The following is a 25,968-nucleotide window of genomic DNA, read 5'->3' on the forward strand; positions in this document are numbered from 1 at the left end:
CGGCTCCTGCCGGGAACCCTCCCCTAGGAAAGCACGTCCTTCGTGATGAACCTGCCGTAGGCGAGCGCACCGAAAACGGCGACGTAGCCGCCCTGCAGCAGCGAGTTCGTCAGGAAGGAATCCCAGGCGACCGGCTGGCGAAGCAGGTCCGCGAAGTCCAGCCAGTAGTGGCTGAAGAGCCACGGGTGCAGCCACTCCAGCTGTGGCAGCGCGTCGAGGACCTGCGACACCACCGCGAGCACGACAGTGGACGCCATCGCCCCCACAGGCACGTCCGTGAGCGTGGACATAAAGAGCCCGATCGCCGAGAGGCCCATCAGGGAGACGGCAAGGTAGGCGGCAATCAACAGGAGCCGCAGCATCGCCTCCGACGCCCCGATCGAGTCCCCGGAGAGCAGGGTGACCGGTCCCACCGGGAAGAGGGCCGCTCCGATCGCGGCCCCGACCAGCGCCACCACGAGCGGCGCCGCGACGGCGAACGCCACCGCACCGGCGTATTTCACGAGCAGCAGCCTGACCCTGCCCGCAGGCGCGACCAGCAGGTACCGCAGGGTTCCCTGCCCGGCCTCGCCGGCCACGGTGTCGCCCGCCACCACACCCACGGTCAGCGGCAGGAACAGCGGAACGGAGACCAGCATGGCGGTCACGCCAACAAACAAACCGTTCTGGGTGATCCGGTCCAGGAACGCCGGACCCCGGCCGGGCGGCACCGCGGAGGACACCCGCACCGCCACGGCAATCAGGATGGGGATGGCCGCCAGCGCGCACAGCATGGCCCAGGTACGGCGGCGCCGGAACAGCACACCGAGTTCGGACGCCAGCAAGCCGCGGCTCTGGCCGCCCCGCCGGACGGTCTCCGCAGCGGGGGCGCCTCCTGGGGTGTGGCCGGGGCTGACACCAGCACCGGAGATGACACTGGGACTGGATTTTTCACTGGACAACGTCGAAGCCCTCCCCCGTCAGCGCCACAAAACGCTCCTCCAGGCTGACCTGCTCGGTCGCGAAACCGCGGACCCGGACACCTGCCGCCACCAGGGCGGCCACCACCGCCTCCGGTGCCACCGCCCCGTCAGCCCCCGCGGGAGGTACCCCGGCCGGAAGAGGCGCGTAGAGCACGTCCCCGGCGCCGTTGGAACCGGGGACGCTCACCGCCGCGCTCAGGCCCAGCCGGGCCAGCACCTCGGCCGCGGCGCCGGCGTCGGGCGTCAGCACCCGGATGCGGGCCTGTCCGTCCTGGCGCAACTCCGCGAGAGTCCCCTGGGCCACCAGCCGGCCCGCGCTCATGATGGCCGCGTGTGTGCAGATCTGTTCCACCTCGGCCAGCAGGTGGCTGGAGACGAACACGGTGGCGCCGTCCGCCGCGAGCGAGCGCACCAGGCTGCGGACCTCCCGGGTGCCCTGCGGATCCAGTCCGTTCGTGGGTTCATCCAGGACCAGGAGTTCGCGGGGGGCCAACAGTGCGTTGGCGATGCCCAGCCGCTGCTTCATGCCCAGCGAGTAGGCCCGCACTTTCTTGTCCGCGGCATGCGTCAGCCCCACCCGCTCCAGCGCCGACCGGACCCGGGCCTTCCGGGTGGCGGCGGGAGCACGCGGGTCCGCGGCGTCGAAGCGGTGCAGGTTGGCCGCGCCGGAGAGGAAGGGGTAGAAGGCCGGCCCCTCGACCAGGGCGCCCACGCGCGGCAGCACCTCGCGCAGTTGCCCCGGCATTTCCTGGCCGAGGAGCCGGACCGAGCCGCTGCTGGCCGCAGCGAGGCCGAGCATGAGCCGGATGGTGGTGGTTTTCCCGGAGCCGTTGGGGCCCAGGAAGCCGAAGACGGATCCCCTTGGCACGGCCAGGTCGACGCCGTCGACGGCTAGCTGGTGGCCGAAGCGCTTGCTGAGGCCGGTGGTCTCGATGCACAGGTCCGTCGCGTACGGTTCCGTCGCCGGCCCGGCGGCGGTCACGCGGCGGTCACGGGGCGGTCACGGGGCGGTCACCGCTGCGTGGCGGCGGCCTGCAGCCGCTCCAAGGGCACGGAACCGGCGAGGATACGCCCGTCGTCGAGGATCAGGACATTCACCAGCGACGTGGACACCAGCCGTCCGCCCGGCACGGCTACAGCGGCCTGTTCCAGCAGCGCGGCGGCGCCGGACGAGGTTCCTGCCGCGACGGAGGAGTCAGGCTGCAGCGGGTTGGCGGCCGCGGGGTCCTGAACCTCGGTCTGCGGCGGGATCTGGCCAGGAAGTGCTGCGGTTCCTGCGGGGAACTCCAGCACGGATTCCCAGCCGGTTCCGGTGACGGTGGGCCGCTTCGCGGTCTTCGCTGCGGCCGGGTCCGACGGCGGCACGGCGGCTTTTTCGTGATGCGCCGGCAGTGGGATCTCTTTGACGGTGGCCCCGGGCGGCGGGGTGAAATTGAAGATGGCGGAATCCGGGGTTTCAAGCGTGAGAGCAGTGAAGGCGACGCTGAACGCCGGCTCGGCCTGTCCGCGGGCCTTCACTTCGACGCCGAGCGGAAGTCCGCTGGCGCCGTCGACCGCGATGGCGACCGAATCCACCAGGGTGACCTCGGACGCGGGGGTGAGCACCAGATTGTAGGCTGCCCGTCCGGCGACCTGGACGTCCGGGCCGACGGTCACCTCAGTGCTCGCGTCGAGCTTGGCGAGGAGCTTGTCAGCCAGGTCTTCAGGCGTCGCCACGGCTCCGGGGCGGGCTTCATGGCGGCCGGCAGCATCGGCAGGAAGCTGGGCGTGGGCGGCGGTATTGTCCTTGGAGTTGTAGAACCAAAGCTCGTCGCCGTTCCGGACCGCGTTCCGTTCGGCCATCCGGTCCATGATCTGCACCCGCGCCTTGCCGGGCCCGTCAAGGTAGACGCGGGCCGTGTGCGGGCCGGTCAGCAGCTCCAGCCACGCGGTCTCCGCGGACCCCGCGCCGGGCCCGGTCTTCGGAAGTTCCGGCAGACCGATCTCGGAGCTTTGTTCCAGCGTCCCGGACAGGGATTTCTCGCCGTGCTGGGCGATCATCAGCAGCACCTGTTGCGGCGTCTTCTCCGGCAGCGGGTCCCCGGCGCTGGCGGGGAGGGACCCGGACAGGACACCGGCCGCGATCACGGCAGGCACCGCCACGGCGGGCATCCAACGCAGCCATCTGCGCGTCATTGCGACCGCGCTCCAACCTTGCAGCTCATGGTTCAACAGTACGCCTGGAAGGGTCACGATTCATCCCCGCCCCGGCAATCGGCCCGGCGTCCGGCACGACGGTGCCGGCGGCGCCGTCGATCGTGATGTTCTGCCCGGTGACGATCCGCGAGGTGGCGTCGGGGACGCCGACCACCGCGGGGATTCCGTACTCCCGGGCGACGACGGCGCCGTGCGAGTTGGGCCCGCCCATTTCCATGACCAGCCCGCCTGCGGTGAGGAACAGCGGCGTCCAGCCAGGATCCGTGGATGGCGCCACCAGGATCTCGCCGGGCTCCAGACGCGCACCCCGCGGTTCCAGGATGACTCGGGCCGCGGCCGTCACGATGCCCGCCGACGCTGGAGAGCCCGTGAGTACTCCCCCGGGTCCGGCCTCCGCCCTGCCCCGGGGCCCCTGCAGTGCTTCGGGTTCCGTTCCGTCCGAGAGCAGTACCCGCGGGATGTGCCGGCGGCCGAGTTCCTGCGCGTAGTCCTCATGGCGCTGCGCCACGAGATGCTGCAGCCGCCTCCCGCTGAGGCCTTCGCGGACCTCGGCCAGGTCCAGGAAGAAGACGTCGTCCGCCTCCCGGATGCGGCCGGCGCCGGCCAGTTCCGCTCCTATGACCTGGAGTTGCCCGCGCACCGCGGCCAGGGCTTCGACGATGTGGTACTTCGGCAGCTCACGCAGCCCGGCAAACATCCGGGTGCGCCGCAGTGCCGCACGCACCAGCGCTCCGCGCAGCCTGCTTCGCTCCCCGGCAAGCGCGGCCAACCGCGCCACATGCTCCTCGGCCTCCCGCGCCGCCTTGCTGAACTGCCGGTCCGGCGCCTGGCCGGGATCATCCAGCCGCAGATAATTGGCCAGGACACCGAGAATGTGGGCCGGGTCGTCGGACCAGCGGGGCATCCCCAGATCGATTTCCGCCACGGCCCGGTGGCCGTAGCGGCCCAGGAAACCGGCGAGCCCGGACTGCACGACGGCGGGGAGCCCGCGGGCGCGGTAGCGGCGGACCAACTCCGGCACGACTGCGTCATGCGCTGCGGCGCCATCGAATACTGCGTCATCAAACGCTGCGGCGTCGAAGACTGCGGCCGCTGCGGGGTCGGCCCGGATGGCCACGGCGAGTTCCCACAGGGCCAGGTCCATTTCGGTGGTCACGTTGTTGGGAAGTCCCCGCAGGACCGGTTGCAGCGCCCCGGGGCCGGCGTTGCCTCCCAGCAGCCTTCCGGCGGCTGCCAGCAGGGCAAACCCCAGCGCGGGCAGCGGCAGGATGTTGGGTACCACCGGAAAGAGTTCGTGCCCCAGGATGCGCTCCACATGGTCCAGCCGCTGCGCGGGCGTTGACCCGGCGGGCACCACCAGGGCAGTCCGGAACCGTTCGCCGAATTGTTGCGCCCGGCGCAGCGCCGCCTCCGGCCGGAAGAGGGCGCGGAGCAGGGACTCCGGAACCCGTGCGCGGGCCGCCACGGGGGCGATGTGCCGGAGCACCTGCCACGGGGACCTGACGGTGACGGAAAACCGGGGGTCGTCGAACAGCCGCCGCAGCACGGCCGCGGAACGTGCTTCCATGACGTCGAATACCCGCGGCACCACCGCCCGTCCAACGGTGCTGCGCACCACCGGCGTCAGGTCGAAGAAGAGGCGCTGGCCCGCCTGGACGTAGGGCCCCGGACCGTCGTGGGGCACCGGGACGTCAAAGTGCGCCGCGCGTGCCACGGACGAGGCAATCAGCCGGAATCCCGCCAGCCCCATCGGGGTCAGGGGGCGGGTCAGGCCTTGGGCCAGGCTGAAGCAGAGGTAGACCCGCGTCCCGTCCCGGACCCGCTGCCGCTCCGGCAGCGGGTAGAGGGTGGTGATGGGCCGCGACTGCGTCAACCACGGCATTCCCCCGGCGTCGATAGCCCATTCGAGGTCCTGCGGCGCGCCGAAATGCATTTCCGCCCGGCGGCCCAGCAGGTCCAAGGCCGCAAGGCGGGCATCGTCCAGGCAGGGCTGCGACCCGGAGCCGGACTGCTCGACCCGTTCGGTTCCGCCGCCCGGCAGCGGCCGGATGGCCACTCCCTTGCTCCCGATTCGGCGCTCAAGAATCTTCTGGGTGGCGCTGTCGATGACGAAGTGGTCCGGGTTGACTGCCCCGGACACCACCGCCTCGCCGAGGCCGGGGCTGGCGTCGACGACCGCCTCGTGCCGCCTTCCCGTCAACGGGTTCGCGGTGAACAGGACACCCGCCACGGCAGCGTCCACCATCCGCTGGACCGCCACGGCGAGAGACACCGTCGAGGGGCTGATCCCGTGGGTGGCACGGTAGCTCACGGCGCGGTCCGTCCAGAGCGAGGCCCAGCACTGCCGGACCGCCGCCAGGACGGCGTCGAAGCCCACAACGTTCAGGACGGTGTCCTGCTGGCCGGCGAAACTGGCGAAGGGCAGGTCCTCGGCGGTTGCGGACGAGCGCACCGCCACAGGCGCTTCCGTTCCCAGCGCCGCGTAGGCGGCCCGGACGGCGTCGGCAATGTCAGCGGGGACGTCGGCGGCGAGGACCAGCCGGCGGGCGGTGGAGGCCAGCCCGGCCAGCCCGGGAAAGTCGTCGGCGGCGGTCGCCGCGAGGGCGGTGTGGATGGCGTCGAGTCCGGCCGGCGAGGTGGCGCGCCGGTAGGCCCGCGTGGTCAGGACGAAGCCGTCCGGAACCGGCAGCCCTGCCCGCATCAGTTCACCGAGGTTGGCCGCCTTGCCGCCGACGTCGGGAAGCATCTCCGCGCTGACCAGTTCAAGCGGGAGCACGAGTTCCTGCAGGGGTTTGCGCCCCGGTTCCTGCCGCTGGTCCTGCGCTGGCGTGCCGGCGCCAGGGAGCTGCTCCACCCGCCGGCCCTCCCTTCAACGCCCGCCCGGTGTCCGTTCCGGGCTACGAGTCGCCGAGGATGGGGCCGAAGTTGACCCGGTCCGCCAGCCGTGGATCGTCCCGGTCCGGGACCACCATGACGGGGCCCTTGGCGTGGTGCAGGATGCCGTCCGAGGTGGACCCGAGCAGCATCCCGGCGAACCCGCCGCGGCCGCGGGTGCCGACGACCACAAGCTCCACATGCCTGCTGGCCTCGACGAGGATGTCCACGGGCGAGCCATCCACGAGCTGGGTCTCCACCGTGAGGTGGGGAAAATGGCTCCTGATCCACGCGGTACCGGCCTCGAGCTGCGCCCTGATGTCGGCGAAGAGCGCGTCACGGTCCATCGGCGCGGGGACCCAGGCCAGCGACCCGCTGTACTGCGGAACGGCGCACACCACCCGCAACGGCGCCGAGAGCCGCTCGGCCTGCGCCGCCGCCTCCAGCACCGCCACGCGGGCCTGTTCGGAGCCGTCGACGCCCACCACCACGACGTTTTCCACCGGCACGCGCCCGGACTTCGCGCGCTCCGCCAGGACATGTTTGTCGTCGGTGGTTTCGCCCAGGCGGTCCGAGCAGATCAGGGGCACCGTGACCGTGGGGCACTTGGCGTGCGCGGGGAGGGCGCTGCTGACGGAGCCCAGCAGCCGGCCGACGAAGCCGCCCCGGCCCCGGGTGCCGAAGACCAGCAGTTCGGCAGTTTCGGACATTTCCAGCAGGACCCCGGAGGCATCGCCGTTCTCGACGGAGGCGTCGACGTCGATGAGGTACCCGGCGACCTTGTGCACGGCCTGCTGCAGGATGGCCTCCGCGCCCTCCCGGATGACCGAATCATCCACGGTGGCGTACCCGCCGTCGAGCCCTGATGCCGCGAAGATCGGAACGGAATAGGCGGTCACGATGTGCAGCGGACGGCGCCGGCGCTCGGCTTCACGCGCGGCCCACACCAGGGCGCACTTGCTGTGGTCTGAACCGTCGACGCCGACCACGATCCCACGGGGAGCTGCGGACCCGCCGGGGACTTCCCCTGCCGGATCCGGATGCACCTGTTCTCGGCCCATGGGGTCCGCCTCCTCGCGATTCTTGCCTGATGTTGCGGCTATTCTGCCAGACGAGTCCGGGTGCAGCGTCCAATGGCGATGCGCCCGAAGAATCTGCGGGGTCGAACCCCTGATCTTCCCAACTATTCTCGGATTGCGGGGAACAAGCAAGCGGAGCGGACGTCCGCCGGGAGGGTGGTCTTCACCCAGGTTTTACGCAGTGTTTACACACCATCCGGCGGTCCTGAGCGCCAGCGGATTTGGCGGGCCGCGCCGCCCGGAAAGCCCGGAAATCCCGGGAGCCGCCAATGTTTCATCTGCTCTATCCAAGGCGGGAAATGTTAGGTATTCTTCGAGGCGTTGCTGAACCGAGACTCGTGTTTCAGAACGTGTCCGGGGCATCGGCTCCGCGACTTGCACCATTCGAGGAGGACCCTGCAGTGTCGAGCATGCCAATGTCCGGGGGAATCGAGCGGACCGCCGCCATCGTGATCGGCACCGGCCTGTCCGGTCTGGCCGTCGCGAGCGAGCTGCAGCGGCGCGGCGTGGACTCCATCATTGTGGACGGACTCGACCTGCTGGGCGCCGGCCAACCGGCCAACACTTCGTCGCTGCAGCGCTGCGATGCGGCCGACGCCGCCAGCTTGCGGGAACGCAACGAGATCCTCCGGCACCTGCGCAACTACGCCTCCAGCCACAAACTGGATGTGCGGAACAACATCAGGGCCCTGCAGCTGGACCATCTCGACGCCGGCATCACCGGACCCACCCAGCAGTGGGCGGTCCGCACGCCGGGCGGTGTGCTCCTGGCGGACCACCTGGTCCTGACCCGCTGCGCCCACAGCCAGCTGCGCCGGATGCTCTCGGAGCTCGGCATGGCTGCGGGCCACAACCTGATGGCGGCCATGCACGCCCTCGGGATGTACCTCGTGGGCGTGGGCGAACTCATCACCCCGACGCCGAAGGAAGTGCTGCGCCAGGCCAAGGTGGTGGGCCAGGCGATCTCCGCCAAGGTCTACCCCGACGGCTTCCCCGCCGTCCTGCCCGGGGGCTATGCCCTCGCCGCGCCGGCCTAGGCTGCGCACCGGCCAGGAGCCCGCTTTTTCTACCACAACGGGGTCATCTACGGCCCCTCAAGGGGCTGGCGGTTCCAGCGCGGAGTGAACCCGCGTTGCAACTTGTTAGCTCTTGGTGTCGCTTCCGGAGTCCGAGGTGAGCCGGCGCTTGGCCATCACGCCCAAGGCGATCACGATGCCGACCGCCGTGCCAACGAAAATCACTATGCTCCACGGGAAAGGCTCGGAGGAGTCGGCCGGCTGGGTCGGTTCCTGGGTGATGCCCGGCTGGGCGGTTCCCATGGTGGGAACCGCAGCAGCCCCCGTCGAGCCTGCCGCTGCCGCGGTGGCCGTAAACGTGAAGGTGCCTTCGATCGGGTGCGAGTCCGAACTGACCACCCGCCACACCACCGTGTAGGCCCCGGCCGGCGCCCCCGGCTTGAGCTTCTGCGAGGCCACGTTGTCCACGATCTCCACCGCGCCGTCGGCCCAGTTGGTGCCGGCGGCATCGTTCACCAGCATCTGCGAACCGAGCCCGAGAGGGTTCTTATTGAACGTGACCGACACCGTCTCCGGCGGCGTTGCCACGGTGGCGCCGGTGGCCGGGCTGGTGGACTCGGCGGCGTCGTGGGCCGAGGCCGGGGCAACGGCACCCAGCAGGGCGGCGGTGAAGATTGCGGCGCCCAGGAGGGCACTCAAAAGCTGTCGCATGAGGCGCATGGAAATGCTGCTCCTAGTGTTGTCTTCCTTACAGACTAGGCGAAAACGCACGGTTGGCCGCCGGGCGCCTAATAGGCTTGGGGTAACACCCATCACCCCCGGAGGACTAATGCAAGACCTAATGCTCAAGCAGGGCTCCGCACTTGACCGGTACTTCAAGATATCCGAGCGGGGGTCGAACTTCTCGCGGGAAATCCGCGGAGGCTTCGCCACGTTCTTCGCCATGAGCTACATCGTGGTGCTGAACCCGTTGATCCTTTCCGGCCCCGATTCCACGGGCGCCACCCTCGGCTTTCCCGCCGTCGCCGCCGTCACCGCGTTCGTCGCCGGCATCCTGACCATCCTGATGGGCGCGTGGGCCAAGCACCCCTTCGCAATGGCAACCGGCCTCGGGGTCAACGCCTTTGTCGCCGTGACGGTGGCCACCAACCCCGGCCTGACCTGGCCGGACATGATGGGCCTCGTGATGCTCTCGGGCATCACCATGCTGATCCTGGTCCTTACGGGTTTCCGGACTGCGGTCTTCAAAGCGGTGCCGGAGGGTCTGAAGACGGCGATCGTCGTCGGCATCGGCCTGTTCATCGCCCTGATCGGGCTCGTCAACGCAGGCTTTGTGCGCCGCATCCCGGATGTCGCCGGCACCACCGTTCCGGTCGGCCTGGGCTTCGACGGCAAGCTGATGGGCTGGCCCACCCTCGTCTTTATCTTCGGACTGATCCTCACCATCGCCCTCGTGGTCCGCAAGGTCAAGGGCGCGATCCTGATCGGCATCGTCGCCTCGACAATCCTGTCCGTGATCCTGGAATTCACGCTGCACATCGGCCCCAGCTTCGACGGCAAGACCTACAACCCGCAGGGCTGGTCCCTGGTGGCCCCGGCGTTCTCCGAATGGGCAGCCCCGGACCTGTCGCTGATCGGCCAGGCCAACCTGTTCGGCGCCTTCGAGCACCTGGGCTTTGTCGCCGCGACCCTGCTGGCGTTCGTGATCCTGCTGAGCATCTTCTTCGACGCCATGGGCACCATGGTGGGCCTGGCCACCGAGGCCGGCAGCATCGACAAGGACGGTAACATCCCCAACGTTGACCGCGTGCTGCAGGTGGACGCGCTGGGCGCGATCATCGGCGGCGGGGCTTCCGTGTCCTCGAACCAGATCTACGTTGAATCCGGCGCGGGTATCGGGGAAGGCGCCCGGACCGGGCTGGCCTCCATCGTCACGGGCCTGCTGTTCCTGGTGGCCATGTTCTTCACCCCGCTGATCAACCTCGTGCCGTTCGAGGCAGTGGCCCCGGCGCTCGTCATCGTCGGCTTCATGATGGTTTCCCAGGTCGGCAAGATCGACTGGCAGGACCTGGGCATCGCGATCCCGGCCTTCCTGACCTTCACGCTGATGCCGTTCACCTACTCGATCGCCAACGGCCTGGGCGCCGGCTTCATTACCTTCGTCCTGATCCGCACCTTCCAGGGCCGCGCGCGCGAGGTGCACCCGCTGATGTGGGCTGTGGCCGCGGCCTTCCTGCTGTTCTTCGCGATCGGCCCGATCGAGGCCGCCCTCGGGATGCACTAACCCCACCCATCGCCGAGGTGAGACTTCGCGCCCATGTTTGTCCAGACCATGGGCGCGAAGTCTCACCTCGGCGGCGTTTAAGCGGGATTTCCGGGATTTCGGACAGCACAACGGCGCCGCGGCTGGTTTTCCGGCCCGGGCTGCGGTGAGCTAGGGGCATGGTTTCTCCCGCGCCCGCCGTTGATGTCCCGCCGCAGCCTTGGACCGGACGGTTCGACGGCGACGGCCCCGAGCACCGCCGCTGGTGGCAGGCTGTCACCCCGTACGCCCCGCACGGCGCCCAGTCCCCTACCGTGCACCCCTCGTCCGCTGGCCCCGGCACGCCCTCGGCCCGCACCGGCTCCTCCCGCCCGGCAGTCATTCTCGGCTTCGGCAGCGACGCCGGGGTGCGCCGCAACAAGGGCCGCCCCGGCGCCGCCGAGGCCCCTGCGGCCATCCGTGCCGCCCTCGGTCCGCTCGCGTTCCACTTGGGCCGGGACCTGCACGACGCCGGCGACGTCACCGTCACCGGCGACGCCCTTGAGGCCGGGCAGGCGCGTGCCGGGCTCGCCATCACCAGCATGCTCGACGCCGGCCAGCTTCCCGTGGTGCTGGGCGGCGGGCACGAGACCGCGTTCGCGAGCTACCTGGGCGTGGCCGGTTCGGCGGCGGTCCGCGAGGGCCTGCGCGTGGGGGTGCTGAACCTGGACGCCCACTTTGACCTCCGCGATGAGGCCCGGCCCAGTTCCGGCACCCCGTTCCTGCAGATGGCCCGCGCGGAAGCTGCCGCGGGCCGCGAACTGAAGTACGCCGTCGTCGGGATCTCCGAGCCGGCCAACACCCGGGCGCTGTTCGGCACCGCCGCGGACCTTGGCGTGGACTACCTGCTCGACGAGGACTGCTCGGCGGAGGCCGCGCACACGTTCGTGGCGGCTTTCCTGGCGCAGGTGGACGCGCTGTACCTGACCATCGACCTGGACGTGCTGCCGGCCTCGGTGGCCCCCGGTGTGAGCGCGCCCGCCGCGTTCGGTGTGCCGCTGCCGGTCATCAGCGCCGTCTGCCGCCAGGTGGCCGCGAGCGGGAAGCTCCTGCACCTGGATGTGGCCGAGCTGAACCCGGAGTTCGACATCGACGGCCGGACCGCGCGGGTCGCCGCCCGGCTGATTAATACGCTGCTGGGGTAGCCGAGGCAGCAACAGCACAACGTCAAATGGGTGTTTTGGGCGCCTTGCCCTCGTCACCGTGCTGCTGCACTGCCTTCCGTTCGCGGAGCCGGTCCAGCCGGTTCATGACGGGAGCAGTGGTGGCCCCGTGCAGCACGATGGACATTGCCACGACCAGGCCGATGAACGCCCACAGTTCCTCTGCTTGGGCGTTGAAGTCACCTTTGCTGAGCGCGTACGCGAGATAGTACAGCGAGCCGATGCCGCGGATGCCGAAAAAGGCAATGGCAATCCGTTCCCGCGGACCGGTCTTGCCCCGGGCCAGGCCGATCCAGCCGGCGAGCGGACGGACGAGCAGCAGGAACGCCAGCGCCACCAGGATCTCCGGCCAGCCAATGCCGGCCAGCAGACCCCGGGCTATCGCGCCTCCCAGCAACACCAGAATGACCACCGTCATGAGACGTTCGAGCTGCTCGACGTAGGAGTGCATGACGCGATGGAAGCCGTGCGTGCGTTCCGCGGCCCGGATGGTCACGGCGCACACAAAGACGGCGATGAACCCATAGCCTTCCAGCATTTCGGTTATCCCGTAGGCGAGGAACGTCGCTGCCAGCGCCACAAAGCCCTCGGAGTGGTTGGACAGCCGGACGCTGTCACGGGCAGAGAAGAACAGCCGGCTCAACGCTTTCCCTGCCAGCCAGCCGACCAGCAGGCCCATGCCGATCCGCCACAGGACATCGGTGAAGAACCAGGGGACAAACCACTCTGACGGCGCAGGACCGAACAGGCTGATGGCAATGGCCAGGTAGACAAAGGGGAACGCCAGCCCGTCATTCAGGCCTGCCTCGGAGGTGAGGCCGAATCGGATTTCGTCTTCGCCACGCTCGGTTTCGCCCTCGTCGTCGGCAGGCTCGCCCACCTGCACTTCAGAGGCCAGCACGGGGTCTGTCGGTGCGAGCGCGGCTGCCACCAGCAGCGCCGCTCCAAGCCCCAGCCCCAGCGCCCAGAGCCCCAGCAGTGTCAGGGCGATAATGCAGATCGGCATGGCCACCCCCAGCATCCGCCAAGTGGTGGACCATGTGCGTCGTCCCACGGGACGGTCAAGGGCCAGGCCGGCGCCCATCAACGAGATGATGACGCAGATTTCCGTCAGGTGCGTGGTGAACTCCCCGTATTGCAGGGGATCCGGGTCCGGCAGCTCCGGGATGAAGGAAAAGGCCAGCATGCCGGCGGCCAGGAAGACCATCGGCATCGACAGCGGAGCGTTGCGCAACAGCTTGGGCAACAGTGCGGCGGCGAAGACGGCCAGGCCCGCCGCTGCGAAGATGATGCTGGGAGCCTCGAACACTGCGTATGCCTCCTGCCGGACCCCGATGCCCGGGGATGAATAGGGGCACCGTCCCTGCGGAACGGCGCCCCTTCACCAAGATACGCGTGTGTGGCGCGAAAACCGTGAGCGGCTAGCTGCGCCGCACCTCCACGCCGTCGGATTTCAGGAAAAGCCCGTTCTCAGCGCCGGACGATTCCGCCGGGACCAGCCAGAGAACATTGCCGCTCAGTGAGACTTCTTCGACCTCACCGGCCGCCAGAACCTGTGCATGCTTGAGGATTTCGATCCGATCGCCGGCCTTGAGGCTCCGCCAGTCGGAAACCGCCGTGGCCAAGGCCAGGCGCCTGGACATTACCGTCCCGCGTGCTTTCATTGAACTTCTACCCCTTTGTATATGTTCTTCGTCACAACTTCGTTGGTGTGACTTTCCATTTGTACTACAGTTCCCGCGCCCCCGCTGGCCGTGTTGCCCACTATTTCGGGGGCGCCGGGAATTGTTCACCGAAACTGCATTTTGTTTTTCCTCAGGCGAGATTTCCGACGGCGGATTCGGCTGCCGCCCGGACCTTGCCCGAGGCAACGAGGACGTCGGCCGCCTCCAGCTCCGGGGACAGGAACCTGTCGGTTCCCGGACCGTCGACGACGTCGCGTAGCGCCGCGATCACCGCGGTTCCCGCCGGACCCGGCACGAGTTCGCCGCCGGAGAGCTGGGTGCGGATGTCAAGCGCCCTCGCCGAGGTGACGAGTTCGATCGCCAGGACGCGGCGCAGGTTCTCCACGGCGCGGCGCAGCTTGCGGGCCGCGTGCCAGCCCATCGAGACATGGTCCTCCTGCATCGCGGAGCTCGGGATCGAGTCCACCGACGCCGGGACGGCAAGCCGTTTGTTGTCCGAGACCAGGCCGGCCTGGGTGTACTGGGCGATCATCAGGCCGGAGTCGACGCCGGGGTCGGCGGCCAGGAACGCCGGCAGCCCGTGCGAGCGGGCCGGGTCCAGCATCCGGTCGGTGCGGCGCTCGGCGATGGAGCTCAGGTCCGCGACGGCGATGGCCAGGAAATCCAGCACGTACGCCACGGGGGCGCCGTGGAAGTTGCCGTTTGAGCTGACGCGGCCGTCCGGCAGGACCACCGGGTTGTCGATCGCGGCCGCCAGCTCGCGGGAGGCCACCAGGGCGGCGTGGTCCACGGTGTCGCGGACGGCCCCGGCCACCTGGGGTGCGCAGCGCAGTGAGTAGGCGTCCTGGACCTTGGTGTCGTTGACCCGGTGGGAGGCCACGATCGGGGAATTGGAGAGGACCCGGAGCATGTTGTCCGCGGAGGCCGCCTGGCCCGGGTGCGGGCGGAGCGCGGCGTGCAGCTCGGGCAGGAACACCTGGTCGGTGCCAAGCAGCGCCTCGACGCTGAGCGCGGCGGTGATGTCCGCCGTCGTGAGCAGCTGGCGGATGTCCGCGATGGCCATCAGCAGCATGCCCAGCATGCCCTCGGTGCCGTTGACCAGCGCCAGGCCTTCCTTCTCGGCCAGGGTGACGGGTTCGATTCCGTGCGCGGCGAGCAGTGCGGCGACAGGTTCCTCGCCCCGCCCACCGTAGGTCACGCCGTCGGGCCCTGCGGCTTCGCCCTCGCCCATCAGGACCAGGGCGCAGTGCGACAGCGGGGCGAGATCTCCGGAACAGCCAAGCGAGCCGAATTCGCGGACCACGGGTGTGATGCCGGCGTTGAGGACATCCACCATGGTCTGCAGGACCACGGGGCGGACGCCGGTGCGGCCGGAGGCGAGGGTCTTGGCGCGCAGGAACATGATGCCACGGACCACCTCGCGTTCCACGGCCGGGCCCATCCCGGCGGCGTGGCTGCGGATCAGCGACTTCTGCAGCTGGGTGCGCAGGTCGTTGGGGATGTGCCGGTTGGCCAGCGCCCCGAAACCGGTGGAGATGCCGTAGGCCGGGACCTCGCTGTGGGCAAGGTCGTCGATGTGGGCCCGGACCTTGGCGACGGCATCGAGGGCGTCCTGGGCGATGGTCACCTTGGCGTCGTGGCGGGCGACGGCGACGACGTCGTCGGGGGTGACGCCGCTGGAGCCGAGGGTGACGGTGAGCGGTTCGTGGGTTGTGAGAGTCATGGTGATTCCTACTTCTTTGCTTCTGCGGAGTCTGTGGACTCCTGCATGGGGATGCGGACGCCGCGCTCTTTGGCGACCTCAACGGCGCGGTCGTAGCCGGCGTCGACGTGGCGGATCACGCCCATGCCGGGGTCGTTGGTGAGGAGGCGTTCGAGCTTCTGCGCGGCGAGGTCGGTGCCGTCCGCGACGGACACCTGGCCGGCGTGGATGGAGCGGCCGATGCCGACGCCGCCGCCGTGGTGGATGGAGACCCAGGTGGCGCCGGAGGCGGTGTTGAGCAGGGCGTTGAGCAGCGGCCAGTCGGCGATCGCGTCGGAACCGTCGGCCATGGCCTCGGTCTCGCGGTACGGCGAGGCGACGGAGCCGGAGTCGAGGTGGTCGCGGCCGATCACGATGGGCGCCTTGACCTTGCCCTCCTTGACGAGCTGGTTGAACAGCAGCCCGGCCTTGGCGCGGTCGCCGTAGCCCAGCCAGCAGATGCGGGCCGGGAGGCCCTCGAACTCCACGCGTTCCTGCGCGGCGTCAATCCAGCGGTGGAGGTGCTTGTTTTCGGGGAAGAGTTCTTTGATCGCGGCATCCGTGACCGCGATGTCCTCGGGGTCGCCGGAGAGTGCCACCCAGCGGAACGGGCCGAGGCCCTCACAGAACAGCGGCCGGATGTAGGCCGGGACGAAGCCGGGGAACTCGAAGGCGCGGTTGTAGCCGCCCTTGCGGGCCTCGTCGCGGATGGAGTTGCCGTAGTCGAACACCTCGGCGCCGGCGTCCTGGAACTCGACCATGGCCTGGACGTGCTTGGCCATCGAGGCCTGGGCCTTCTTGGTGAAGCCCTCCGGGTCGGCGGCGGCCTCGCGGTGCCATTCCTCCACGGTGATGCCTTCGGGGAGGTAGCTCAGCGGGTCGTGGGCGGAGGTCTGGTCCGTGACAATGTCGACCGTGAGCTCGCCGGCGTTGTGGCGGCGCAGGATTTCGGGGAAAACGGTGGCGGCGTTGCCGACGTAGCCCACGGACCAGCCGCGGCGCTCTTCCTTGGCCTTCAGGACTTTGGCGATGGCGGCGTCGAGGTCGGTCTCCACCTCGTCGAGGTAGCGCTTGCCGGCGCGGCGGCGCAGGTGGCTTTCGTCGACGTCGACGATCAGGCAGGCGCCGTCGTTCAAGGTGACGGCCAGCGGCTGCGCGCCGCCCATGCCGCCGCAGCCGCCGGTGAGGGTCAGGGTGCCGGCGAGGGTGCCGTTCTCGTCCCCGGTGAGCTTGCGGGCGATCGCGGCGAAGGTTTCGAAGGTGCCCTGCAGGATGCCCTGCGTGCCGATGTAGATCCAGGATCCGGCGGTCATCTGGCCGTACATCATCAGGCCCTCGGCCTCGAGCCGGCGGAACTCGGGCCAGGTGGCCCAGTCGCCGACGAGGTTGGAGTTGGCCAGCAGCACGCGCGGCGCCCATTCGTTGGTGCGGAAGACGCCCACCGGCTTGCCGGACTGGACCAGCAGGGTCTCGTCCTTCTCCATGGTTTCCAGGGTGCGGGTGATGGCGTCGAACGCGGCCCAGCTGCGGACGGCGCGGCCGGTGCCGCCGTAGACCACCAGGTCGTCGGGGCGCTCGGCGACCTCGGGATCGAGGTTGTTCATGAGCATGCGCAGCGGGGCTTCCGTCTGCCAGCTCTTGGCGGTGAGCTCGGTACCGCGGGCTGCTTTGACCGGGCGGGCACCGGTGGTGAAATCGGCGGGTGCCATGAGGGGCTCCTTTGTATCTTGGTGGTTCTGGGATTGAGGTTCTATATCAACTAAAGCCTGTCCGTAGCCGCGGAAACAGTGCCTGCAGACCGGTGCTGTCCGGGATTCCAGACCCTCGAACGCACCTCCCCCGCCCGCTGTTGCGCTATCACTTTTGGTGCCTAAATCGCAGGTACAAGCACCGTAAGTGATAGCGCAACGGGGGTAGGGACAGGGGTCAGGCGGAGGGGCGGCCGTGGATCCGGACGGAGAGTTCGTCGGCGACCTTCTGGACCCTCGCGGCGAGGGCGGGCCACTCCTCCGCCGGCAGCTTCTCCTCAAGGAAAGTCACGGCGACGGCGGCGGTGGGCCAGCCCACGTGGTCCGTGACGGCGGCGGCGATCGAGCCGAAGCCCGGCGTCACCTCCCCGTGTTCGGTCGCATAGCCGCGCTGCCGGACCTGGTCCAGGTGGGAGGACAACGCCGAGTACTTCATGATGGGCGACTCGGTCTCGTGCCGGGCGCTGAAGGCCGCCGCATTCGGGTACAGTGCCCGGACCTGTGATTTCGGCAGCGCCGCGAGGATAGCCCGTCCGCTGGCGGTGAGGTGGCTCGGGAGCCGGACCCCGACGTCGGTCACGAGGGAGGGCCGGTTCTTCGCCCGCTCCTCCACGATGTAGAGCACATCACGGCCGTGCAGCACGGCCAGGTGGGCGCTTTCGCCGATCACGTCCACGAGCGAGGCGAGCATCGGCCGGCCCAGGCGGGAGAGCGGCTCCTGCCGGGAATAGGCCGAGCTGAGCTCGAAGGCACTGATCCCGAGCCCGTACCGCTGCTCCTCATGAAGATGGAGTACGAATCCGTTGGCCTCCATCACACCGAGCAGGTGGTACACACTGGAGCGCGGCAGCCCCAGCGCGGAGGCAATGTTCGACGCCGCCATGGGCCCGCGCTTGGAGGCCAGCAGTTTCAGGATGCGCAGGGTATTTTCCGCCGCCGGAACCTTGGAGGCCACCTTTGCCGGGGCGGCCCGTGGCGCCGCTGTGGTGGAAGGCGGGGTGGTGCTGGTGGCTGGCATGTTTCCTCTTCATTGGCGCGGTGTCCGGTATCCCGTACTTAAGCATGCGCCCGGACCGCGCCTCCGGACGGCCCGGACCGCCTCGAATTGTCTGGAATCCCGGACATAGTGTCGTCCCGGGCCGGCTGCACCGCGCAGGAGGAACCCGCGGGCTTGCGCAGCCGGCTGCCGCGGCCGGGATGTCTGAAATCGAAGACACTAAGTGCCCGTGAGGCTCATCACAGCCGGGCTCAACATGGTCTGCTGGATAGCGATCCCCCTCCCAATGACGAGAAGGTATTCGCATGCAACAAGCCACTACGGACATCAAGCCAACGCCTCCTCCGGGACCGGGCAACGCCAACACCGTCAGCGCCGCCGTCGAGACTGTCCTGAACCGCGGACTCAACGTCCGCCACATCCGCTTCATGGCACTGGGCTCGGCGATCGGCACCGGACTGTTCTACGGATCGGCCTCGGCCATCCAGAAGGCCGGCCCGGCCGTGCTGCTGGCGTACATGATCGGCGGCGCCGCAGTGTTCATGGTGATGCGCGCCCTGGGTGAAATGGCCGTGCGCCACCCCGTGTCCGGTTCCTTCGGCCAGTACGCCAGCCGCTACCTCGGCCCGCTGGCAGGCTTCGTGACCGGCTGGACCTACGTGTTCGAGATGGCGATCGTGGCCATCGCGGATGTCACCGCCTTCAGCATTTACATGGGCTTCTGGTTTCCCGAGGTCGAGCGCTGGATCTGGGTCCTGGCGATTATCTTCTTCCTGGCGGCGCTGAACCTGCTCAGCGTCAAGGTCTTCGGCGAACTCGAGTTCTGGTTCTCGCTCATCAAGGTGGTGGCCATCATCGCGATGATCGCGGGCGGCGCCGCCATTATCGTCTTCGGCTTCCAGGCTGGCGGCGCCACCGTGGCCCCCGGACTGGGCAACCTCGTGGAGCACGGCGGACTGTTCCCCAACGGCTTCGAAGGACTCCTGGCCTCGTTCGCCGTCGTGATGTTCGCATTCGGCGGTATTGAAACCCTGGGCATCACCGCCGGCGAGGCTGCGGATCCGAAGAATGTCATACCCAAGGCCGTCAATACGGTTCCGGTGCGCGTGCTCCTCTTCTACGTGCTGACACTGGGTGTCCTCATGAGCCTGTTCCCCTGGAACGAGATCGGTACCAACGGCAGCCCGTTTGTCCAGATCTTCAGCGGACTGGGCATTCCGGCGGCACCGCACATCCTCAACGCCGTGGTCATTACCGCCGCGTTGTCGGCGATCAACAGCGACATCTTCGGCGCCGGCCGGATCCTGTTCGGCCTGTCCCGGCAGGGGCACGCCCCCGCGAGCTTCGGCAAGGTCTCCCGCCACGGCGTGCCGTGGATGACCGTGGTCATGATGGCGGGCATCCTGCTGGTGGGTGTAGTCCTCAACGCCGTCATTCCGGAGAACGTCTTCCTGCTGATCGCCTCGATCGCGACGTTCGCCACCGTCTGGGTCTGGGTGATGATCCTGGCCTCCCACGTGGCAATGAAGCGCGAGATCTCCCGCCAAGGGCTGCCGGCATCGGAATTCCCGTCCCCGTGGTGGCCCGCGGCGTCGGTGGCGACGATCGTGTTCATGGCCCTTGTCATCGGAATTCTGGGGGCGTTCGAGGACACCCGCGTGGCACTCTATGTGGGCGCCGCCTGGCTTGGACTGCTCGTGATCGGGTACCGGCTTTGGGTCCGCGGTCACGGCCGGCTCCGCGCCGAGCTCACGGACGAAACCGCGCAGCTCCCGCAGGTTCCGGCGGGAAGGTAGGGACGCCGGGGCCCCGCAGCCGGCCGCGGGGCTAAAATCAGTCATGGTCCCCGCCACCAACCTGCTGGCCTTTGCCCTCGCGGCCTTCCTCCTCATCGCCGTGCCGGGACCCAGCGTGCTGTTCGTCATCGGCCGGACGCTGGCCCTGGGCCGCAGGGGCGGACTTCTGAGCGTGCTGGGCAACGCCCTCGGGGAGCTGCTGCAGATCGCCGCGGTTGCGTTGGGCGTGGGGGTGGTGCTGGCCCAGTCCGCCGTGCTCTTCAGCGCGGTCAAGTTCGCCGGCGCGGCCTATCTCGTCTACCTCGGAATCCAAGCCATCCGGCACCGCGGCGGAGGTCCGACGACGGCGGAACCCTCGCGTCCGGCGTCGACGTTCAGGATCCTCCGGGAGGGATTCATCGTTGGTGCCACCAACCCCAAGTCGATTGTCTTCTTCGTTGCCGTGCTGCCCCAGTTCGTGGACTATTCCGCGGGCGCCATTCCGGTGCAGCTGGCGACGCTGGGGGCCCTGTTCCTAGCCATCGCGCTGGTCTCGGACAGCGGCTGGGCGCTGATTGCCGGCACGGCCCGGCGCTGGTTTGCGAGCTCACCCCGGCGCATCGCTGCCCTCGGCACCACCGGCGGGGCCATGATGATCGGGCTTGGCGGATTTCTTGCCCTCGCGGGGAACGCGGCGGAGCCCCAGCCCGGCAAGTAGTCGGCACAACGGCCCCAAGTGGTGCCCGGTCCGGCGGGCGTAGAAGTTACTCGTGTGACGAAAGGGACGCAGGGCTACAGTTGCTTCACGGCGGTACCGGACGGGCAGCGACAACGCCTGGGGAGCACACGCAGCTGGTCCGGAGCCGCCGATCTACCAAGTGGCACTCGTTTCGAAGGAGTGGTTCCGATGGCCCCAGCATCTCCACAGGCGCAACGCCAACGAGGCCGCGCGACCGCCCTCCTGTCGAAGTGGTCCAGCCGCGCCAGGTCATCGCGGATTCCGTTCCGGGTGGGACAGGTGCTGATCGGGGACGATCCCTTCAACGGCCGCCGCCTGGGCACAGTTGCAGTCATCGAGGCCCCCTTCGTAGGGCTCCGGACGGCCGGCAATACACCGGAGGACGTCCTGTTCTACGACTACCGGCAACTACGGTTCCCAGACTAGTGGACGGGCCAGATGACATGAGCGCAGCGAACGTTTCCTCCCACTTCCTGACCATCGCGGAAGTCGCTGCGGCAATGCGGGTGTCCAAAATGACCGTCTACCGGCTGGTGAAATCGCATGCGATTGCGGCCGTGCGGGTGGGCCGTTCGTTCCGGGTGCCGGAAGAGGCCGTCAACGACTACATCCGCCGCGCCACCGAACCGGCAACCAACGACCACACCGACGGCAAGGCGACGGACTGACCGGTGCCCTGGCCGGCCCGCCCAGCGCACCGGCGCCCGGTCAGCGGGCGGACCAGCCGCCGTCCATGGTGTAGCTGGCGCCGGTGACCATTCCGGCGTCGTCGGAGGCCAGCCACGCAACGAGGGAGGCGACCTCCTCGGGCTCGACGAGCCGCTTGACGGCGGCTTCGGTCAGCATGATCTTGGCGAGCACTTCGGACTCCGGGATCCCGTGCACTTTGGCCTGGTCCGCGATCTGGGACTCGACCAGCGGCGTCCGGACGTAGCCCGGGTTGATGCAGTTGGAGGTGACGCCGTGCGCGCCGCCCTCCAGCGCCGTGACTTTGCTCAGGCCTTCCAGTCCGTGCTTGGCCGAGACATAGGCACTCTTGAACGGCGAGGCACGGAGCCCGTGCACGGATGACAGGTTGATGATCCGGCCGAAGTTGTTCGCGTACATGTGCGGCAGCGCGGCGCGGATGAGCAGGAACGGCGCTTCCAGCATGAGCGTGATGAGGCGTCGGAAGTCCGCCGGATCGAAGTCCTCGATCGGGCTGATCTGCTGGATACCGGCGTTGTTGACGAGGATGTCGCAGTCCAGGCTCACTGCCTGGAGGGTCTCGACGTCGAGCAGGTTGACTGCCCAGGAGGTGCCGCCGACTTCGTCGGCGAGGGCGGAGGCCGCGGCCTCATCCACATCCGCGATCACCACTTTGGCGCCGCGTGCCGCGAGGGCGCGGACGCTGGCGGCGCCGATCCCGCCGGCTCCGCCGGTGACCAGGGCCTTGCGCCCGTTCAAGCTGCTCTCCATGTCTGCACTCCTCAAGTTCGCGGTCTTCAACGGCCCAGAGGAAGTGCGATGCACGGCACTGAGCAGCTTCACTGAGTATTGCCGCACATAGTGGGCGTTTCAATGGTCAAACCAGCACCCCTCATGTGCAGAATTGCAGATATGAATGCGAACCCCGATGACCTGCTAGTTCTCCTGGCCGTCTCCCGCTCCGCGAAGTTCACCACGGCGGCGCAGTCCCTCGGGCTGAACCACACCACGGTGTCGCGCCGGATTGCCGCGCTGGAGAAGGCCCTGGGCGGGCGGGTACTGTCCCGCGCGTCCGGCGGCTGGGAGCTGACGGACCTTGGCGCGGAAGCGGTGCAGGTGGCCGAGCGGGTGGAGGCAGCGATCCGGAGCCTCGAACAACCCGGCAGAACCCCGGACCCCATCACCGGCGTGGTCCGGATGACCGCGACGGACGGCTTCAGCGCCTACATTGCCGCCCCCGCGGTTGCCAGGCTGCGCCGCGACCACCCCGGGCTCAGCGTCGAGATCATCACCGTTACCCGGCGAGCGCTCCAGCAGCGTTCCGGGCTGGATATCGAGGTGGTGGTGGGCGAACCGCAGGTGCACCGGGCCGCGGCGGCCCGGCTCGGCGAGTACATGCTCGGCATGTACGCCTCCCGCGACTACCTTGCCGAGTACGGCACCCCCACAACAATCGAGGAACTGACCACCCATTCGCTGGTCTACTTTGTCGATTCCATGCTTCAGGTGGACGATCTGGATGCCCCGCGCCGGCTGGTCCCGACCATGCGGGACGGCCTGAGTTCCACCAACGTCTTCGTCCATGTGGAGGCGACGCGCGCCGGCGCCGGCATCGGGTTCCTGCCGTGCTTCGCGGCGGACCTGCATCCGGACCTGGTCCGGCTGCTGCCGGACGAGTTCGCCGAACTGCTGCCGTACTGGATGGTCCTGCGGCCCGACTCCATGCGCCGCCCCGCCGTCGCCGCGGTGGTGCAGGCGCTGCGCGAACAGACGAAGGCCCACCGCGAGGCGCTTATGGGCCGCGGCGGCTCATCGACTGCTCCGTAGGCGCCGTTTTAGGGCGCCAAAAGGGCCGTTACGGAGCAATCGGCGACGCCGGGTCCACAGTTTTCGGGTCATGGCGGACCGGGGCGCCGGCGGCAAAGGACCGCACCTTGGCGTCGTTCCAGATGTGGGCGGGCACCGCGCCGCCCAGCAGGCGCCGCGCCAGCCCGGGGTCGTCGTCGAACGGGACATCACTGCCGGCCATGATCATGTTCCCGTAGCGCCTGCCCTTGAGCATCGCCGGGTCCGCGATGATCACGGTGTGTTTGAACGTCTCCGCGATGGTCGCGGCGTCCTCGCGGGCGTTCTTCAGGTCCGGGGCGTCGCCGGAATTCACCACGTAGATCCCGCCGGGGGCAAGGACGCGCTGCACGTGCCCGTTGAATTCGCGGGTGGTGAGCGGCCGCGGCGTGAGCGAGCCGGCAAACACATCGCGGATGACCAGGTCACGGGTCTGCGGCGTCAGGCTTTCAGTCACCTCGCGGGCCTCCCCCACCCGCAGGCGCATCAGTGGCGCCTTCGGCAGGTCAAACCAGCCGCGGACATAATCTGCCAGCTTGCCGTCCAGTTCCACCACCACCTGGCGGGCCTCCGGGTAGGCGGCGTGGAAGTAGCGCGCCAGTGAGCATGCTCCCCCGCCGAGGTGCAGGGCGCGCAATTTTGGCCGCGGTTCCCGCGGCCAGCGCGACTCCACCAGGGCCGCGATCCAGCGCATGTACTCAAAGTCGAGGAACAGCGGATCCGCGAGGTCGATATGCGAACTCATGACGCCGTTGATCCGCAACAACCAGCCGCTGGAGTTGTCCTGGTCAGGGATGAGCTCGCAGTCACCGGTGTCGATGTAGTAAATGCCCTCCACGGGCCCGTCGGGGCGGCTGCCCTTCGGCACGTCCACCACTCCGGCCGTCTTCTCGGTGCTGTTCCGGCCGGCAGCCCTGCCCCGCTTCGCCATCAGCCATGCACCGTTTTGCTCATGTTTCCAGCCTAGTTCACCGGCCGCGGCGCCATCCCCCGCTATGGGCCCGCCGGGCTGGCCCGGTTTTGGCGGTATCCCCGGCGTCCCGGCCGTCCCCGCGCTGCGGCAACCCGCGGCCCGCCAAAGATGGGCCACATCCGCAGCGGCCGGACCGGGGCCCTCCGCCAGCCGAAAGAATTAAAACCAAGGGTACTTACTATTTGATAGTAATCATGCTTACTATTAGTTCCCCAGTTATTGCTGGTTCGTGATCAGCAGCCGATCTTGAAAGAGAGCGAAGATGACAGAGAACCAATGGCCCCAGGACGGCAGCTACGGCACGCCTACGGCCACCCAGCAGACTCCCCTCCGGCCGGAAACCACCTTCCCTCCGGTTCCCAACGGCAGCGGCGCAGGCACCTTCGATGACGGCAGCACCTCCAAGACCGACGTGGCCAGGGATGAGGCCGCGGATGTGAAGCGCCAGGCCGCAGACTCCGCCCACAGTGTGGCCGAGACCGCCAAGACCGAGGCCTCCAACGTCGCGGCCGAGGTGAAGACCAACGCCAAGGATCTCCTGCACCAGGCCAAGTCCGATCTGACCGACCAGGCCGGCACGCAACAGCAGAAGGTCGCGGACGGCCTGCGCTCGATTTCCACCGAACTGCACAGCATGGCCACCGCTTCAACGGAGCCCGGCGTGGCCACCGACCTGGTGCGCCAGGCCGCCGAGAGGTCCTCCGCCGTGGCGTCATGGCTCGACGGCCGCGACCCGGGTTCCCTCCTGACCGAGGTGAAGTCCTTCGCCCGCCAGCGTCCCGGCACCTTCCTGCTGCTCGCGGCCGGCGCCGGCGTCCTGGCAGGGCGGCTCAGCCGCAGCCTGAGCGCCGGGGCACCGGACACTCCGGGCACCAGCGCCACCCGGGTCCCGGACACCGGCACGGCGGTTCCGCCGCCGCCCGTCCAAATGCCTGCCCCTGGAGCCACGACGGCGGGCTACGCGGACACCAACCCCCCCAATCCGCTCCACGCCGACCCGCTCGGCAACGGCAACCGGCAGGACCGCTGGGCCTCCGAGCCCGCAGCTTCCGACCCGTTCGGCAACGGCGACCGGCAGGACCCGCTCCGCGACGATCCGTTTGACGGTGGCCGTCGATGACCAGCGAAATGCCCCACACCGCAGCCCACGCCAAAGCCGAAACGTCGTCCCTCGGCGATCTCCTGGGCGATGTCACGCGGGACATGTCCACCCTGATGCGGCAGGAAGTCGAGCTGGCGAAGGTCGAGCTCAAGCAGTCCGCGACCCGTGCCGGCAAGGGCGCAGGGATGCTGGCCGGTGCCGGCGTCGCGGGCCACTTCGTGTTGTTGTTCCTGTCCCTGGCGCTCTGGTGGGCGCTCGGGACCCTCATGGGGCTCGGCTGGTCCGCCGTCGTCGTCGCCGTCATCTGGGGAATCGTCGCAGCCATCCTGGCGGCCATGGGCCGCAAGGAACTCAACGCGATCAAAGGCATGCCCCAGACCGCCGAGACGCTTCAGGAAATCCCGCCCACCCTCAAGCCCACCCCCTAGGTACAGCGAGGAAACACGATGAGTGAAAACCCGGATGTCATCCGAGCAGATATTGAAGCAACCCGCGCGCGGCTGGGCACGAACGTCGATGCCGTCGCGGACAAGGTCACCCCGTCCCACATCGTCCAGCGGCAGACTGACAGAGTTAAAGAAAACGTCAAAGACGCCGTCTTCGGCGCGAAGGAGAAGGTCATGGGCTCTGCCGACCACACCGCGGGCACCATGCACTCGGCCGCCGGCAGCGCCGGGGCGCACCTGAGCGACGCCGGTGCCGCGATCGGGGATGCGCCCACCCAGGTCAAGACCAAAACCCAGGGCAACCCGCTGGCGGCAGGACTGATCGCCTTCGGGGCCGGCCTGCTGGTCTCCTCCCTGATACCGGCAAGCCAGAAGGAACGCGAAGCCGCGGATGCCCTGAAGACTGCGGCCGAACCGCTCACAACGGAACTCACCGAGGCCGCCAAGAACGTGGCAGAAGGCCTCCGGGAGCCGGCACAGGAAGCCGTGGAGAACGTCAAGGCAACAGCCGCCGACGCCACCGAGCACGTGAAGTCGGAAGGCCAGGGCGCCGTGGCGGACGTCAAGGACCGGACGGCCGAGGCCAAGGACAACGTCCAGCAGCTCTAGTCCCGCTTGACCCGGCCGGCCGCCCTGCG

The 25,968-nt window shown here is 68.8% G+C and carries 24 protein-coding genes; 11 read left to right on the forward strand and 13 right to left on the reverse strand.

Translation table 11 applies throughout. The features are described from left to right. Positions 1-23: 23 nt before the first annotated feature. The 5 genes from ASE96_RS06895 to ASE96_RS06915 form a co-directional block, all read right to left on the reverse strand. Positions 24-824 carry an ABC transporter permease gene (locus ASE96_RS06895; RefSeq protein ID WP_056427894.1) on the reverse strand — a complete coding sequence of 267 codons (801 nt, stop codon included), beginning with the start codon at positions 822-824 and terminating at the stop codon, positions 24-26. Between the two features lie 106 nt (positions 825-930). Further along, a complete protein-coding gene (locus ASE96_RS06900; RefSeq protein WP_056427897.1) occupies positions 931-1,944 on the reverse strand; it encodes an ABC transporter ATP-binding protein in 1,014 nt (337 codons plus the stop codon). Between the two features lie 29 nt (positions 1,945-1,973). Then, positions 1,974-3,137, reverse strand: a complete 1,164-nt coding sequence (locus ASE96_RS06905) for a LolA family protein (RefSeq protein ID WP_056427900.1) — start codon at positions 3,135-3,137, stop codon at positions 1,974-1,976. A gap of 25 nt (positions 3,138-3,162) precedes the next feature. Beyond that, positions 3,163-5,904 carry a PEP/pyruvate-binding domain-containing protein gene (locus tag ASE96_RS06910; RefSeq protein WP_082492658.1) on the reverse strand — a complete coding sequence of 914 codons (2,742 nt, stop codon included), beginning with the start codon at positions 5,902-5,904 and terminating at the stop codon, positions 3,163-3,165. A gap of 151 nt (positions 5,905-6,055) precedes the next feature. Then, positions 6,056-7,093 (reverse strand): universal stress protein, encoded by a 1,038-nt coding sequence (locus ASE96_RS06915; RefSeq protein WP_056427902.1) that lies wholly within the window; start codon positions 7,091-7,093, stop codon positions 6,056-6,058. A gap of 428 nt (positions 7,094-7,521) precedes the next feature. Here ASE96_RS06915 and ASE96_RS06920 point away from each other — a divergent pair, with 428 nt between their 5' ends. Continuing rightward, complete coding sequence (locus ASE96_RS06920) at positions 7,522-8,148, forward strand: hypothetical protein (RefSeq protein ID WP_056427905.1); 627 nt, start codon at positions 7,522-7,524, stop codon at positions 8,146-8,148. 105 nt (positions 8,149-8,253) lie between these two features. On the opposite strand, the gene ASE96_RS06925 is transcribed toward ASE96_RS06920, so the two are convergent. Beyond that, positions 8,254-8,847 carry a copper resistance CopC family protein gene (locus ASE96_RS06925; RefSeq protein ID WP_056427908.1) on the reverse strand — a complete coding sequence of 198 codons (594 nt, stop codon included), beginning with the start codon at positions 8,845-8,847 and terminating at the stop codon, positions 8,254-8,256. Between the two features lie 121 nt (positions 8,848-8,968). On the opposite strand from ASE96_RS06925, the gene ASE96_RS06930 reads away from it, so the two are divergent. Then, complete coding sequence (locus ASE96_RS06930; protein WP_056427911.1) at positions 8,969-10,411, forward strand: NCS2 family permease; 1,443 nt, start codon at positions 8,969-8,971, stop codon at positions 10,409-10,411. Between the two features lie 158 nt (positions 10,412-10,569). Next, the gene (gene hutG, locus ASE96_RS06935) at positions 10,570-11,574 is read left to right on the forward strand and encodes a formimidoylglutamase (protein ID WP_056427914.1); all 1,005 of its coding nucleotides are present in this window, start codon (positions 10,570-10,572) and stop codon (positions 11,572-11,574) included. A 22-nt stretch (positions 11,575-11,596) separates the two neighbouring features. Here the strand turns inward: hutG and ASE96_RS06940 are convergent, their stop codons facing one another. From ASE96_RS06940 to ASE96_RS06960, 5 genes are all read right to left on the reverse strand, one after another. Beyond that, entirely contained in the window at positions 11,597-12,901 is a 1,305-nt protein-coding gene (locus ASE96_RS06940) for a cation:proton antiporter (protein WP_056427916.1), read from the reverse strand. 112 nt (positions 12,902-13,013) lie between these two features. Continuing rightward, positions 13,014-13,256 carry a hypothetical protein gene (locus ASE96_RS06945; RefSeq protein ID WP_056427919.1) on the reverse strand — a complete coding sequence of 81 codons (243 nt, stop codon included), beginning with the start codon at positions 13,254-13,256 and terminating at the stop codon, positions 13,014-13,016. A 151-nt stretch (positions 13,257-13,407) separates the two neighbouring features. Continuing rightward, positions 13,408-15,000, reverse strand: a complete 1,593-nt coding sequence (gene hutH, locus ASE96_RS06950; protein ID WP_056427923.1) for a histidine ammonia-lyase — start codon at positions 14,998-15,000, stop codon at positions 13,408-13,410. Positions 15,001-15,008: 8 nt separating this feature from the next. Beyond that, a complete protein-coding gene (locus tag ASE96_RS06955) occupies positions 15,009-16,727 on the reverse strand; it encodes a urocanate hydratase (protein WP_056427927.1) in 1,719 nt (572 codons plus the stop codon). Positions 16,728-16,944: 217 nt separating this feature from the next. After that, complete coding sequence (locus tag ASE96_RS06960) at positions 16,945-17,784, reverse strand: IclR family transcriptional regulator (RefSeq protein ID WP_056427930.1); 840 nt, start codon at positions 17,782-17,784, stop codon at positions 16,945-16,947. A gap of 284 nt (positions 17,785-18,068) precedes the next feature. On the opposite strand from ASE96_RS06960, the gene ASE96_RS06965 reads away from it, so the two are divergent. The 4 genes from ASE96_RS06965 (at position 18,069) to ASE96_RS06975 (ending at position 20,945) form a co-directional block, all read left to right on the forward strand. Next, a complete protein-coding gene (locus ASE96_RS06965) occupies positions 18,069-19,559 on the forward strand; it encodes an amino acid permease (protein ID WP_056427933.1) in 1,491 nt (496 codons plus the stop codon). Positions 19,560-19,602: 43 nt separating this feature from the next. Beyond that, complete coding sequence (locus ASE96_RS06970) at positions 19,603-20,256, forward strand: LysE family translocator (protein ID WP_056427935.1); 654 nt, start codon at positions 19,603-19,605, stop codon at positions 20,254-20,256. A 189-nt stretch (positions 20,257-20,445) separates the two neighbouring features. Next, positions 20,446-20,703, forward strand: coding sequence for a hypothetical protein (locus ASE96_RS19125; protein ID WP_200913006.1), 258 nt, complete (start codon positions 20,446-20,448; stop codon positions 20,701-20,703). Positions 20,704-20,720: 17 nt separating this feature from the next. Continuing rightward, the gene (locus ASE96_RS06975; protein ID WP_056427937.1) at positions 20,721-20,945 is read left to right on the forward strand and encodes a helix-turn-helix domain-containing protein; all 225 of its coding nucleotides are present in this window, start codon (positions 20,721-20,723) and stop codon (positions 20,943-20,945) included. A 40-nt stretch (positions 20,946-20,985) separates the two neighbouring features. On the opposite strand, the gene ASE96_RS06980 is transcribed toward ASE96_RS06975, so the two are convergent. Next, complete coding sequence (locus ASE96_RS06980; RefSeq protein ID WP_056427939.1) at positions 20,986-21,735, reverse strand: 3-hydroxybutyrate dehydrogenase; 750 nt, start codon at positions 21,733-21,735, stop codon at positions 20,986-20,988. Positions 21,736-21,876: 141 nt separating this feature from the next. Between ASE96_RS06980 and ASE96_RS06985 the strand changes: the two genes are divergently transcribed. Continuing rightward, the gene (locus ASE96_RS06985) at positions 21,877-22,791 is read left to right on the forward strand and encodes a LysR family transcriptional regulator (protein ID WP_056427942.1); all 915 of its coding nucleotides are present in this window, start codon (positions 21,877-21,879) and stop codon (positions 22,789-22,791) included. A gap of 28 nt (positions 22,792-22,819) precedes the next feature. On the opposite strand, the gene ASE96_RS06990 is transcribed toward ASE96_RS06985, so the two are convergent. After that, the gene (locus ASE96_RS06990) at positions 22,820-23,740 is read right to left on the reverse strand and encodes a spermidine synthase (RefSeq protein WP_056427944.1); all 921 of its coding nucleotides are present in this window, start codon (positions 23,738-23,740) and stop codon (positions 22,820-22,822) included. A gap of 304 nt (positions 23,741-24,044) precedes the next feature. Between ASE96_RS06990 and ASE96_RS06995 the strand changes: the two genes are divergently transcribed. The 3 genes from ASE96_RS06995 to ASE96_RS07005 are packed head-to-tail and all read left to right on the forward strand — an operon-like array spanning position 24,045 to position 25,939. Next, positions 24,045-24,902, forward strand: coding sequence for a hypothetical protein (locus ASE96_RS06995; RefSeq protein ID WP_056427948.1), 858 nt, complete (start codon positions 24,045-24,047; stop codon positions 24,900-24,902). After that, the gene (locus ASE96_RS07000) at positions 24,899-25,312 is read left to right on the forward strand and encodes a phage holin family protein (RefSeq protein ID WP_200913007.1); all 414 of its coding nucleotides are present in this window, start codon (positions 24,899-24,901) and stop codon (positions 25,310-25,312) included. The genes ASE96_RS06995 and ASE96_RS07000 overlap by 4 nt, the downstream gene beginning before the upstream one ends. Positions 25,313-25,330: 18 nt before the next feature. Then, positions 25,331-25,939 (forward strand): DUF3618 domain-containing protein, encoded by a 609-nt coding sequence (locus ASE96_RS07005; protein ID WP_056427952.1) that lies wholly within the window; start codon positions 25,331-25,333, stop codon positions 25,937-25,939. The last annotated feature ends 29 nt before the right edge of the window (positions 25,940-25,968 follow it).

It is taken from the genome of Arthrobacter sp. Leaf69 (genome assembly GCF_001422645.1).
GTDB lineage: Bacteria > Actinomycetota > Actinomycetes > Actinomycetales > Micrococcaceae > Arthrobacter.

Excerpts from the sequence above, each read along its gene's own strand:
- ASE96_RS07000 (WP_200913007.1), top strand. The coding sequence starts at position 24,899 with ATGACCAGCGAAATGCCCCACACCGCAGCCCACGCCAAAGCCGAAACG.
- ASE96_RS06985 (WP_056427942.1), top strand. The coding sequence starts at position 21,877 with ATGAATGCGAACCCCGATGACCTGCTAGTTCTCCTGGCCGTCTCCCGC.
- ASE96_RS06965 (WP_056427933.1), top strand. The coding sequence starts at position 18,069 with ATGCAACAAGCCACTACGGACATCAAGCCAACGCCTCCTCCGGGACCG.
- ASE96_RS06975 (WP_056427937.1), top strand. The coding sequence starts at position 20,721 with ATGAGCGCAGCGAACGTTTCCTCCCACTTCCTGACCATCGCGGAAGTC.
- ASE96_RS06910 (WP_082492658.1), bottom strand. The coding sequence starts at position 5,904 with ATGCTTCCCGACGTCGGCGGCAAGGCGGCCAACCTCGGTGAACTGATG.
- ASE96_RS06915 (WP_056427902.1), bottom strand. The coding sequence starts at position 7,093 with ATGGGCCGAGAACAGGTGCATCCGGATCCGGCAGGGGAAGTCCCCGGC.
- ASE96_RS06905 (WP_056427900.1), bottom strand. The coding sequence starts at position 3,137 with ATGACGCGCAGATGGCTGCGTTGGATGCCCGCCGTGGCGGTGCCTGCC.
- ASE96_RS06945 (WP_056427919.1), bottom strand. The coding sequence starts at position 13,256 with ATGAAAGCACGCGGGACGGTAATGTCCAGGCGCCTGGCCTTGGCCACG.
- ASE96_RS06920 (WP_056427905.1), top strand. The coding sequence starts at position 7,522 with ATGCCAATGTCCGGGGGAATCGAGCGGACCGCCGCCATCGTGATCGGC.
- ASE96_RS06970 (WP_056427935.1), top strand. The coding sequence starts at position 19,603 with ATGGTCCCCGCCACCAACCTGCTGGCCTTTGCCCTCGCGGCCTTCCTC.
- ASE96_RS06990 (WP_056427944.1), bottom strand. The coding sequence starts at position 23,740 with ATGGCGAAGCGGGGCAGGGCTGCCGGCCGGAACAGCACCGAGAAGACG.
- ASE96_RS06980 (WP_056427939.1), bottom strand. The coding sequence starts at position 21,735 with ATGGAGAGCAGCTTGAACGGGCGCAAGGCCCTGGTCACCGGCGGAGCC.
- ASE96_RS06925 (WP_056427908.1), bottom strand. The coding sequence starts at position 8,847 with ATGCGCCTCATGCGACAGCTTTTGAGTGCCCTCCTGGGCGCCGCAATC.
- ASE96_RS06930 (WP_056427911.1), top strand. The coding sequence starts at position 8,969 with ATGCTCAAGCAGGGCTCCGCACTTGACCGGTACTTCAAGATATCCGAG.
- ASE96_RS06995 (WP_056427948.1), top strand. The coding sequence starts at position 24,045 with ATGACAGAGAACCAATGGCCCCAGGACGGCAGCTACGGCACGCCTACG.
- ASE96_RS19125 (WP_200913006.1), top strand. The coding sequence starts at position 20,446 with ATGGCCCCAGCATCTCCACAGGCGCAACGCCAACGAGGCCGCGCGACC.
- hutG (WP_056427914.1), top strand. The coding sequence starts at position 10,570 with ATGGTTTCTCCCGCGCCCGCCGTTGATGTCCCGCCGCAGCCTTGGACC.
- ASE96_RS06960 (WP_056427930.1), bottom strand. The coding sequence starts at position 17,784 with ATGCCAGCCACCAGCACCACCCCGCCTTCCACCACAGCGGCGCCACGG.
- hutH (WP_056427923.1), bottom strand. The coding sequence starts at position 15,000 with ATGACTCTCACAACCCACGAACCGCTCACCGTCACCCTCGGCTCCAGC.
- ASE96_RS06955 (WP_056427927.1), bottom strand. The coding sequence starts at position 16,727 with ATGGCACCCGCCGATTTCACCACCGGTGCCCGCCCGGTCAAAGCAGCC.
- ASE96_RS07005 (WP_056427952.1), top strand. The coding sequence starts at position 25,331 with ATGAGTGAAAACCCGGATGTCATCCGAGCAGATATTGAAGCAACCCGC.